Here is an 11851-nt window from a genome sequence, read left to right as displayed (position 1 = left end):
GGCCGACGGCTGGGCGATCACATGGATGAGCAAAGCCGGAGAGTGGCAGGCCAGGCTGGCGCCGCTGTTGGGAACGGGCAAGGTGGGCGGCCTGAGCCTGCTGTTTGCCGCGGCTGGCCTGTTGTATGTGCTGCTGGCCAGCCTGGGGCTGGCCTTCGGCCCCTTGCGTAGCCTGCAGCCGGGCGCGGCACCCACTGCTCAGCCAATCAAAAAGGAAGCAGCCGACATGTCCAGTGGGCAGGCTCCAGCTCCTTGATTAACCCCCTGAGCCCTCCCACCGCCACAGCCCCTCGGAGGTCTGGGCACTGACCATCCCCCTAGTTCCGGACTCGCTTCCAGCGGGCATCAAGAGCAACGTGAACGTCCCCTCATAGGTGCGTTAGCGATCTGCGTGATCAACACGCCAACGCCATCCAATAAAAAAGCCCGGGCTGATTCGTCCCGTAGCTGCCCCTGATCTATTTTGCCGGTCACGTTACCGATCACGATCTGCGGATAAACGACCTGCAGCGCCTGGATCGCCCAGAGCGTTTCATTGAGCTGTTGATGCGCGCGCACCCCACCCGTGAACGCTGGCGAGGCAGTGAAACTCAATACCGGGCAGCCCTGCAGTACCGATTTCCCATGAGGACGGGACAACCAATCCAGCGCATTTTTCAACACGCCGGACATACCGTGGTTGTATTCCGGCGAGCCGATCACTAACCCATCGGCCGCCGCCACAGCAGCGCGCAAGGCAATCACGGCCGGTGGTGAATGGGCGCCATCGTCATCCTCGTTATACGGCGGGACATTGTTCAATTCGTGGAGCGTCAACTGCACATGTTCAGGCAATCGTTCGGCCACCGTGCGCAGGATCGCCGTATGGGCCGACTCTTGGCGCAAACTGCCGGACAAGCCCAGGAGGTTTATCGTTGCGGTCATTTAAATACTCACGGTCTGTGGCTTGGGCTTGAGGAGAAAATGCGCGAGCGCGGGCACCAGAATCAGCGCCCCCACCATGTTCCAGACGAACATGAAGCCCAGCAAAATGCCCATGTCGGCCTGGAACTTGATCGGCGACAGTACCCAAGTGGTCACGGCCACCCCCAAGGTAATCCCGGTCATCACCACCACCTTGCCGGTGGATAACAGCGCCAGGTAATAGGCATCCGACAGGCTGGAACCATTGCGCAGGTTGGCAAGCGTCACGCTGAGGATGTAGAGCGCGTAATCCACACCGATTCCCACCCCCAAGGCGATCACTGGCAGGGTCGCCACTTTTACACCGATGTTGAGCCCCACCATCAAGGCTTCGCACAGCACGGACGTGAGCATCAACGGCAACACCGTACAGACCACGGCTCGCCAGGACCTGAACGTGATGAAACACAGGGCAATGACCGCTGCGTACACCATGAACAACATCTGCACATTCGAACGTTTCACGACGATGTTGGTGGCCGCCTCGATACCGGCATTACCCGCCGCGTTCAGGAACTGAATCTGATCGCTGTCATGGCTTGCCGCGAACTGTTCGACCGTCTGCACCACGCGGGTGAGCGTATCGGCCTTGTGGTCCGTCAAGTAGACATACACGGTCAGCAGATCGCAGTTCTGGTTGAACAACTCCCGCGGTGCACGAGTGATGATCGCGTTCAATAGCCCCTGGTTACGCGGTATCTCGTACCACGTTATGCTGCCCTCGTTCATCCCGGCCGCGGCCTGTTTGCTCAGTGCCGCCAGGGAGGTGGTGGACACCACGCCCGGCAACTGTTGCAACTGCGCCTCCAGAGCATCCACCGTTACCAACGTCTGGTAATTGGCGCAGAAGTACTGCGGGGTCTTGACCATCACCACGTACTTGTCGCTGCTGGCGGAGAAGTTGCTGACCATGAAGCGGTTGTCGGTGTTGTAGCGCGACTCAGGACGCAACTCCGGTGCTCCAGGATTCAAGTCGCCAATCTTGACGTGAAGGCTGATGGCAAAGCCCAGCGCACCCAGCACCACGCCGATGAAGATCGCGCCGCTGGCCCATTTGCGTTCGGTGAAGCGATCCAGGAAAGCCCAGAGCGGATGCCGGGCGTGATGAGCGTCCAGCTTGGAAAACCGGTCGTTGGCCGCTTCCCGTTGCGCCGCCACTTTGCTCACGCCGGTGTATGACAACAGGATCGGCAGCAGGATCAGGTTGGTAAAAATCAGCGTCAGCACACCGACCGTCGCGGTAACGGCCAGGTCCTGGATCACCGGGATCTTGATGATCATCAACACTGCAAAGCCCACGGCGTCCGCCACCAGCGCCATCAACCCGGTTAAAAACAGCCGGCGAAAGGTAAAGCGCGCCGCTACCAGCTTGTCGGCACCGCGTCCGATGTCTTGCATGATGCCGTTCATTTTTTGGGCGCCATGGCTCAAGCCGATGGCAAACACCAGGAACGGAACCAGGATGGAATACGGATCCAGGTCGAACCCCAGTGTCGGCAGCAAACCCAGCAACCAGACCACCGCGATGATCGAGCACAGCAGCACCAGCACCGTGCTACGTACACAACGGGTGTACCAGAACAACACGAGCCCGCAGATCACCAAGGTCGCGGCGAAGAACAGCTGCATCTGCCGCATGCCGTCCATCAAGTCCCCCACGACCTTGGCGAAACCGGTGATGTGAATCTGGATGTTCTGGTTTTCGTACTTGGTCCGAATCTGTTCGAGTCGGTTTGACAATGCGTTGTAATCCAGTGGGGTACCGTCATCCGAGGCGCTTTCCTGAAGCGGCAGGAGCACGATGCTGGACTTGAAATTGGAGGCCACGAGCCGCCCCACCTCGCCCGACCGTTCGATGTTCTGCTGCACCTGTTCCAGGCTGCTGGCCGAACCATCGTAATCGTCCGGGATGACAGGACCGCCGTCGAAACCCTCCTCGGTCACGCCGATCCAGCGCGTGGCCGGCGTCCACAAGGACTTCATGTAGGAGCGGTCGACACCGGGGAGCAAAAACACTTCGTCGTTGATCTTCTTGACCGTTTCCAGGTACTCGGCACTGAAAATGCTGCCCTGTCTGGCCTCGATCGCAATCCGCAATGTGTTGCCACCCTCCCCCAACTGACTGCGGTTTTGCAGATAGTTCTGCACATAGGGGTGATCCGTCGGGATCATTTTTTCAAAGGCGGCATTGAGCTTCAGACTCAACGCCTGATAGCCGAGCACCAGGCTGAGCAGCACGCAGATGCCCAAGACGATGCTGCGATGATTGAACAACAGTCGCTCGACCAGGGTCCCGGAAGCAGGATCAAAGGCAGGTGATGCAAACGCAGGCGAGTGTTCGGCAGAGTGCGTAAAACTGTTCATTGTGGCGACTCCGACGATGCCACTTTTATGGCGGACGACAGCATGCCCCGCGTGCTGCTGATGATCAGGTCACCGTTCGCCGCTTGCGTCATGCCCGTGAAGTAACGAGGTTGAGGTATCTGAAGGACAGCGGCTTGCGTGTCGCCATCGGCAAAACGCAGCACCCGACCCGACTCGTCCGCCAGCAGGACCGATTCATCATCAAGACGCAGGCCGCTGGTCAACGTCACCGGCTGCAAGGTGTCCAGATGCTTCCAAGTCTCGCCGCGATCCCGGGACTCGAAGGCCTTGCCACGCAGTCCGAACGCCAGGATCGAATGATTGGCGGCCGGTGCGAGACCGAAGATCGTTCCCTCGAAAGGCGGCGTCAGCGCCTCGAAGGTCTGGCCGGTGTCGCTGGAGCGCAGCAATGTCCCTTGCTCGCCAGCGATGAAGACATCGGCTCCTATCCGCGCGATGCCATAGAGATGTAATCCGTCTGGATTATCGACATGGGCACGAATGGACTGCCAACTGAGCCCGCCATCATGGGTGACGAAAGCCAAGCCATAAGCCCCCACCACCCAACCGTTTTGCGCGTCCAGGAAAAGCAGGTCGAGCAGCGGTTTGTCAGGCCCTTCATCTACCAGTTGCTGAGCCTGGGACAGACGCTCCGGGGCCCGCTCATCGGTGTCACGCCGGGCCTGCTCCAGTTCGATTTCGGCGGCTCGGACACCGTCGAGCTGTTTAGCCCAGGTCGAACCGCCATCCTGGCTGTGCAGCACGGTGCCGGCATGCCCGACTGCCCAGCCCTGGTTGTCATCGATGAAACGCACCTTGACCAGCGTCACGCTGACCGGCGAGCCGACTTGCTGCCAGGTCGCCCCGTTGTCATCCGATACGATGATGAAACCCCGCTCGCCCACGGCCACCAACCGCTGCCCTGCCCGGGCCACACTGAGCATGACCGATTGCGTTGCCATCGCGCTGTGAATCGCCGGTTGCTGGGACAATCCCGGCGTTTGCGCTACGGCGACCGAGCCATAAAACGTCGTCACCATCCACAGGCTGGCAATGAAGGCCTTTATAGGGCCGGAATAGAAAGTAGGCATGTCTGAACCTCGATGATGCCGCTCTCTGGAAGCGATGACCGTGCACCGCTTCCAGAAAACAAACGTATTGATCAACCGTTGCGAGGCTCAGCGAACCGACCCGGATGCCACTGCGGTGCCGGTGAAAAAGTTCTCGGGTTTGCGCGGTATCACGCTGTAGGTTTCCCCGTTCAGACCCTGGACGACGCTGTAGGTCTTGGCCTGCAGGTTGTAGATCACCACAGGTTTGACCACCACCGCTGGGATGGCCGGCACCACGAATGGCAGTACCTGGGAGACACGCCAGAGTTTGCCCTCGGCGTCGTAGCCATCCACCAGCGAGATGGTCCAGCTGTCTTCGTCGATGAAGAATCGGCGCTTGGGCACGGCGTGGCGCTTGCCCGGCGCCACCGTGGCTTCCAGCTCCCAGACACGGTGCAGTTCCCAGCGCACCTTGTCCGCATTGAGGTGGTTGGCGGTAAAGGCATCGTCGCGTTTTTCGGCGTGGAACTTGTTGTTGTTATAAGGGATGTACAGTTCTTTCTTGCCCACCAGTTTCCAGTCGTAGCGATCCGGATGACCGATGAAGCCGTGCACCTCATCAAAATAGTTGGCGCCCGAAGCGACGAAGTCCGGGGTGTCATAACCCACGGTAGGCGCCCGCCGCACACGGCGTTGGCCGACCAGGTACTGCCAGGCCTCCCGCGGCTGCTGGGCGTTGATGCTGTCATGGGTCACCAGTGATTCCCCGGCCTTGAACGGCGGCTCGCTGGTCAGGAAACGCAGCAGCGCATACTGCCCGGACCATTTATCCGCAGCGCCGTCCTTGTAGTAGTACGGGTATTGCCAGTTCTCAACGCCCCGGCTGGCCAGCGTCCGAGTCCCATCAGCGTTGCCGATGACGTTGGCGTAGCCCATCTGTATGGATTCGGCTTCAACCCGCAGCAGAAAATTCCAGATGACCTCGTTGCCGTTTTTTGGGATCGGGAACGGGATACCGCCGTAACAGCCCTCTACCGACAAACCATTGCTGGTGGTCTTGCAGCCAGTAGCGTTGGCGAAGGTGTTTTGATAGACGTTGTCCGGCGCCGCAGCGCTGCGGTGAGTCGGGTAGACATCAAGGTGAAAGGTGTCCGGAAACTTGGCCAACAGGGCTTTGGTTCCTTCACTCAATTTGTCGGCGTACTGCGCAGCGTTCTTGGCAGTGATCTGCAACAGCGGTTTTTCGCCAGGGAACGGATCGGCAGGCACATCGCCGAACTTGGCCCCGGCGACATCCTTGGTCAGGCCGCCGGTCCAGGCCGGGATGGAGCCATCGGCGTTGCCGGCTTTTTCGGCCCCCATGGGCGTCAGCGTCGTCTTGAGCTTCGCCGCCTCATCGGGACTGACCGCCGCCAGCGCGGTACCGACAGACAGGGAGATCGACAGAGTGGACAGCAACAGCAGTTTAATTTTTATCATTATCAGGGCCCGCCTGTTCTTTGCTTAAAAGGTTCGCTGGATCGAAAACGCCACGAAATCCCGGTCTTTCATGTTTTGCTGGTAGGTGAAGGAGTTGGCTGAGTTGATAACCGGCCCGGCCTCGCCAAAGAAGTTGGTGTAGCTCAGCGAGGCGTACCACTGCTTCTTGTAATCGGCCTTGAGACCCAGCGTCAGGTCGCCGCCATGTTCCGGTCCAAATGCCTGCGGCGTGACGGAAGAACGCCCGGACGGGTTGTAGCCAAGGGTGATCGGCGCTTGGACATCGATGCCGGGAAAGACCTGGAAATATTGCGGCTCAAAAGTGAAGCGCATGGCGAATGCATCGCGCGTGGTGTTGGGGTCCAGTTGATCGGCATTTTTGGTGACGCTCAGCCGTCGGTTGAACGCCAGTTCACCCACCAAGGAAGCGCCGTCCCACAGAGCGGATCCTCCATAGACATTGATCATCGATACCTGGGCATGCCACGACCGACCGATGGGGTACGCGGGGTTGGAATCGTTGTCGGCGTCCATGCCAGTGATGATGGTGCCGCCGACGCCTGCCAAGGGCGTATCGAGCCTGATGGAGGTCTCACCGGCGATATTGGCTTCGCCCACCAGCGTGCTGAAACTCGCGCCGAAGACCTTCACGTCCTCGGGATAGACATTGATAAACGAATCATCGGCCCCCGGCACCAGCGCGGCCGGACGGAAGTAAAACACCGGCGTCTTTTCGTGATATTTCGCGGCGTAGAGACCGAACTCCCAGTCATCCACAGCGAACTTCAACTGCGCGCCGAACTGCCCGGAATCCCTTGCATCCTTGTCCTTGCCATGGCGCAGTTCACCGGTTGGAAAGAACACTCGCTCCCCGCCTTCACCCACAAAGTCCGCGCCGCTGAAGTAGCTACCCGCGGCGGGCAAACGGGTCTTGTTCCATTCGAATTGGTAGTAGCCCCCACGCTCACGGTGTCGTTCAGTTGCCAGTTGCCGGACACCTGCTTGGTGGGCATCAGGATTTCTTTGAACTGAGAGCCGGGGACTGACTGAAGCTTCACCAGGTCCACGGTGGACTGGGCGTTGGCAATGCCGTTGGCACCAAAGAACAAGCTTTCGCCGTAGATCTGCGTGAACTGCCCGAGCCGCCCGGACAACGAGGTTGTGCCGATCTCCATCGAGCCGTAGACAAAGGCATCGAGGATTTCAGTGCGTTGACCGTGGATCCGACGAGTGTCGCTGGTGAACTCGTCGTGGTCGACACTCACCGAGTTGGCGGTGCCCGGCGAATCGTTGTCATTGTCCTGGCTGTAGACATTGTCGTACCAGGACGCTGCGCTGAGGCGCGCACCGACGTCTTTGTACTTGATGTCGAACTCGGAAAGAATGTCCAGGCGATTGGAAATGAGCCCGCGGTCGAAATTTCGGTCGCCATCGTCCAGGTTGGAATTGCTGTTGGAGGTCCCCGGGCCCACTGCCACTTTGTGATCGAGCTTGTTCACACGCCAGGCATTGCTGTACTTGATGGTGTTATCCCACGTCGCCGAAAGGTCGGGGTTGCCGGTATCGATCTGGAAGGCTTGCACCTGGGTTGAAAGGCTCAGCAGTACCGTTGCACTGACGGTGCACGCAAGGCTGGAGACCGGCAACGGGCAGAACCGCTGGTTGGCTGTTTTCATGGAGATGTTCCTGTTTTTTGTTTTTGTAAAAGGTCATCCACTCGCAGCCTTGGCCGCGAATACCGCTGGCACTGCTTATGCGTAAAAATATCATTGCTGCACTTAAATATATTTTGTGCACAAAAACTATCCCTGCGCAAATTCAAAGTCAAGGGGATAAATCAGCCTTTGCACTAAAGTCTGTTTTGCGCATAAAATCCGTTTGGTGCAAATTTCAGGACGGCTCCGACCATGATTCCCTCCCCCAGCATTCCGCTGATCGATGTCGCGTTGACGAAGATGAAAAAAGCGATCGTCTGTTGTGAGCTGGCTCCCGGCGAAAAACTCAAGGTCGCAGAGTTGTCCAAGACCTACGGCCTCAGCAGCTCGCCGATTCGTGAAGCCCTCAATCGATTGACCCAGGATGGCGTGGTCGAAGCCAGCGATAACAAGGGCTTCAGGGTTGCCCCCATTTCCGTCACTGATTTTCGCGACATCACACGCATGCGCTGCTTACTGGAGTGCGAGGCGTTGGCCGATGCCATTACGCATGGCGACGATGCCTGGGAAGCCGATGTGCTGGGGGCTTTTCACCGCCTGAATCTGGTCGAGAAAAAACTCGGAAGCGGTGTGCTGGTGCTCGATGATGAATGGTCGACCCGACACAAGGCCTTTCACTTCGCCCTGTTCGCGGCGTGCCCCTCGCCGTTGTTGTTGAAGATGATCGACTCGCTGTTTGATCGGGCCGAACGCTACCGGCGCTTTTCCGCCCAGCAGCGGGTCACCCAGCGGCACAAGGGCAACGAGCACCAGAAGTTGATGGACGCGGCCCTTGCTCGCGACACCGAGAAAGCCGTCACCTTGCTGCGCAATCACATCCAGGAAACCCTGGGCCGGATTGTCGAAGCCATAGAACGCCGACAAGCCACGCTTCAATAGACTTAATGACACATCACAAAAAACCCTTCGCCTGGCACTGTGTTCGTGGACCGTGCCAGGCGAAGGGCGTGTTGCCTTTCAGGCTTTAAGCCTGTGCGAACCTGATCGTCTTATCGCAGACGCCGCCTTGGGTCGGCGTGGGTTTCTGCGGCGGCTTGCACCACAGCGCAAGCTCCATGCCCTCGAGCAACTCCATCGCCCAGGCTACCGTCACCGCCCCGCCATATACGTAGTGATCGGGCCGCACGATCACCACATTGCACCCTCGCTGTTCCAGCCATTGCGCCAGCAGTCCATCGACTTCCTGGTACTCATCGGCAGCGCGGGCTCCTGATTGCTCAGGGTTGACCAACCGCACGACGTGGATAGGCAAGCCTTTAAGCGACTGGCTGCTGCGCAGGCATCTCAACAACGCAGTGGCATCGAAGCCGGGGGCAATGACCACACGAAACGCCTGGCCGGTAAACTCATCAAGCAAGGCCTGCTTGCCGACATGGTTGATCACCATTGGCTGGGGAAACAGCTCACCGGCCGGCGACACTTGCGCGATAAACCCCTGGGACAGACCGGGGATCAGCGATTGCCGGATGGTCCCGCCCGGGTTCTCCTTCATATGTTCGATCAGCCGTGTATCCCGGTTCGCGGCTCTCTCGCTGTCGCGCTCGCAGATCACACCGCCGAACTCCTTGGCCGCCAGGGTGGTCTGGCGCACATGAGGGATACGCTCGATCTGATAGGTCTCCAGGAAATCCGGAGCCGCCAGCCCTTCTTTCACCAGGGCGATTTTCCAGACCAGATTCAAGGCATCGCGAATCCCCTGGCACATGCCTTGCGCCAGGAATGGCGGCGTCATGTGGGCCGCGTCCCCGAGAAAGAACACCCGGTCGGCTTTCCACTGCTCCAGGATCAATGCATGGAATCGGTACGCCGAAGCCCGCCATAACTGATAGTCCTGCTCTGGCAACCAGCGGGCAATCAGCTTCTTGATCGTTTCAGGCTTTGAGATTTCCGAAGGCTGCTCGTCCGGATTGATCATGAACTCCCAGCGACGATGACGCCCGGGGCCGACGACAAAGGTGCACGGCCTGGCCAATTCGCAGAACTGAACGTTCGTCTTCGGCAGGTCCTCCCCCGCCCCTTCGTTGAGGATCACATCGACCACCAGCCACGGCTCGTCGAACGCCAGGTCGTCCATCTTCAACCCCAAGCGGGTGCGGATCGGGCTGGTGCCGCCATCGCAGGCCAGCACATGGGTCGCCGTGACCGTGCGTTCGGTTCCGTCCTTCGCCTGGATGCGCACATTAGCCTGGGACTCGACGGAGTCGACCGACAGCACCTCGGAGCCAAGCTCAACGGTTACCGATTTGAAACGGGCAATTTTGTCGCGAAGGGCGCGCTCCACCGGCGGCTGGGAAAACACATAATTTGGCGCCCAGCCCAGTGGAAACGGCGGTTTGGCAGCGTCAATGCGCTTGATCAATTGTGAACCGGTCGTGCGGTATTCCGAGGGGCGATAAGGCATGACATGTTCGGCAATATCGTCAGCCAGGCCGATATTGCCGAAGACGCGCATCACCTCATGGTCAAAGCCCATGGCCCGAGGGTTGGCGTAGACCGTTTCGCACTTGTCCACCACCAGGGCATTGAGCCCCCACAGACCGGCCAGATTGGCGCACAACGCGCCCACCGGTCCCATTCCAACAATGATGACATCGTAGTCCATCGTCTACTCCGCTTCTTGTAGTTATCGATTGCGCGTGTTGGTTGATGCCGATAGCGACGCCTGCTCGTCAACCAGGCATCGCCTTTATCGGACGGAACGATCAGGCAATCCGGACCCGCTGTTCTTCGATTTTCGCGCGGATGGAGTCCATCCATTGCGCCCGTGTCTGGAACCCTGGACGGCGTATGCACATCGCCTCGGTCTGGGCCAGAATGACCTCAGTCGGTAACTCGAGATCCAGCGGTTCCTTGCACGGCTGAGCGGTATAGAACGGTGTATCCACATACATCTCGACGGGGTTGCCTTCAGGGTCCTTGAAATAGATCGACCAGGCATTCCCGTGATCCACTTGGGCGATGCCCTCAATGCCGCTTTTTTTGGCGAATTGGTAGTAGGCCTTCAGGTCATCCAACGAATTGAGCAGGAACGACAGTTGATTGATCGGGTTGAATGGCAGATCAACAGGTTTGCCGTCAAAGAGCACGACCTGATGGTGCAGCTCCGGATTCTGCGTCATGAAAAACAGGCGATGCCCGGTCGAGGCCACGCCTTTGTCGCTGACGATGAAACCCAGGACGCGACAGTAAAAGTCGACCATCCGATCCAGGTCTGAACAGAACACGCCGGAATGGGTGAAATTGATAGTGGGTAACGCGGGCATGTGGAACCTCCAATTTTTATGATTGTGTAGAGGACAACGCTCAGGCTTCGTCAATGACGCCGTTCGATAGGGTCCCGATTTCAGTGATGACCACCTCGAACACATCACCGGGTTTCAAGAAAATCGGCGGTTTGCGCTTGAAGCCGATCCCGCTCGGCGTGCCGGTTGCCAGAATGTCGCCCGGGTTCCATGGCAGCGCCTTGGACACGTAGGAGATCAAATGTGGAATGTCGAAAGCCAGCTCCGAGAGGCTGCCTTCCTGCAGTTGCTCACCGTTAAGAATGCCCCGTACCACCAGCGTACGGTAATCGGAAATTTCCGACGCTGGAATGATCCAAGGGCCCAGTGCGCCAGTTTTTCTGAACGTCTTGCCCATGCCGTACTGGTGCGTATGGAACTGCCAATCCCGCACGCTAGCATCGTTGAAACAGGTGTAGCCCGCCACATGGTCCATGGCATCGGCCGGATCGATGTGCGCGCCACCTTTCCCAATGACGACGGCCAGTTCAGCTTCGAAGTCGAACTGCTCCGAGACTTTTGGCCTGACCAGTGGTTCGCCGTGGGGCAGTAGCGTTTCGGCAAATCGCTGGAATATCACCGGAAACTCCCCGACCTTCCGGCCGGCCTCTTCAGCATGAGCCACATAGTTGATGCCCACACAGATAACCTTGCCGGGATTCGGTATGACGGCCTCCAGTTGAATGCTGGAAAACGAATAATCGGCCTGGGCGGTCTCGACGATCTTGCGTGCCTCCTGTACCAGCAGTCGATTGGCCAGAAAGGTGGCGAGGTCCGGAACCTGCGCAAAACGACGTGTCAGCTCGACCACCCCATCACCTGACACGACGCCAAAATGGGCCCTCCCTTCTTTGCGGTACGAAATCAGCTTCATGTTCTTCTCCTGTTTTTTGTGCATAAAAACTAATTTCTTGCACCATACATCATTAAATGCATAATGCAAAAGGTCGCGAAAAAAAATAATGAGCCCCATGAGGCTCCTGGTTCTGGAGGCAAG

8 protein-coding genes and 1 pseudogene are annotated in these 11851 nt (G+C 58.6%); 1 reads left to right on the top strand and 8 read right to left on the bottom strand.

Going from position 1 to position 11851, the window contains the following annotated elements:
* Positions 1–345 precede the first annotated feature (345 nt).
* From ACZ5M5_RS11985 to ACZ5M5_RS11965, 5 genes and pseudogenes are all read right to left on the bottom strand, one after another.
* Entirely contained in the window at positions 346–924 is a 579-nt protein-coding gene (locus tag ACZ5M5_RS11985; RefSeq protein WP_207281770.1) for an NADPH-dependent FMN reductase, read from the bottom strand.
* Positions 925–3327 (bottom strand): efflux RND transporter permease subunit, encoded by a 2403-nt coding sequence (locus tag ACZ5M5_RS11980; protein ID WP_464739073.1) that lies wholly within the window; start codon positions 3325–3327, stop codon positions 925–927.
* Positions 3324–4418 carry a WD40/YVTN/BNR-like repeat-containing protein gene (locus tag ACZ5M5_RS11975; protein ID WP_464739072.1) on the bottom strand — a complete coding sequence of 365 codons (1095 nt, stop codon included), beginning with the start codon at positions 4416–4418 and terminating at the stop codon, positions 3324–3326. Before ACZ5M5_RS11975 ends, ACZ5M5_RS11980 begins: the two co-directional genes overlap by 4 nt.
* Positions 4419–4505: 87 nt before the next feature.
* Complete coding sequence (locus ACZ5M5_RS11970) at positions 4506–5858, bottom strand: DUF1329 domain-containing protein (protein WP_103307826.1); 1353 nt, start codon at positions 5856–5858, stop codon at positions 4506–4508.
* Between the two features lie 24 nt (positions 5859–5882).
* Positions 5883–7534 (bottom strand): annotated as a pseudogene (locus tag ACZ5M5_RS11965) (DUF1302 domain-containing protein).
* 231 nt (positions 7535–7765) lie between these two features.
* On the opposite strand from ACZ5M5_RS11965, the gene ACZ5M5_RS11960 reads away from it, so the two are divergent.
* On the top strand, positions 7766–8452 hold the full coding sequence (locus ACZ5M5_RS11960; RefSeq protein WP_060742951.1) for a GntR family transcriptional regulator: 687 nt from the start codon (positions 7766–7768) through the stop codon (positions 8450–8452).
* 85 nt (positions 8453–8537) lie between these two features.
* Here ACZ5M5_RS11960 and ACZ5M5_RS11955 read toward each other — a convergent pair whose 3' ends face one another.
* The 3 genes from ACZ5M5_RS11955 to ACZ5M5_RS11945 form a co-directional block, all read right to left on the bottom strand.
* Positions 8538–10175 (bottom strand): bifunctional 3-(3-hydroxy-phenyl)propionate/3-hydroxycinnamic acid hydroxylase, encoded by a 1638-nt coding sequence (locus ACZ5M5_RS11955; RefSeq protein WP_464739071.1) that lies wholly within the window; start codon positions 10173–10175, stop codon positions 8538–8540.
* A gap of 100 nt (positions 10176–10275) precedes the next feature.
* Positions 10276–10836, bottom strand: a complete 561-nt coding sequence (locus ACZ5M5_RS11950) for a VOC family protein (protein ID WP_060742953.1) — start codon at positions 10834–10836, stop codon at positions 10276–10278.
* 40 nt (positions 10837–10876) lie between these two features.
* Positions 10877–11827 carry a fumarylacetoacetate hydrolase family protein gene (locus ACZ5M5_RS11945; protein WP_237140785.1) on the bottom strand — a complete coding sequence of 317 codons (951 nt, stop codon included), beginning with the start codon at positions 11825–11827 and terminating at the stop codon, positions 10877–10879.
* Between the last annotated feature and the right edge of the window lie 24 nt (positions 11828–11851).

It is taken from the genome of Pseudomonas sp. Van50, assembly GCF_055390755.1.
The sequence above is the reverse complement of the archived record's forward strand: the minus strand, read 5'-3'. Positions and strand labels throughout refer to the sequence as shown.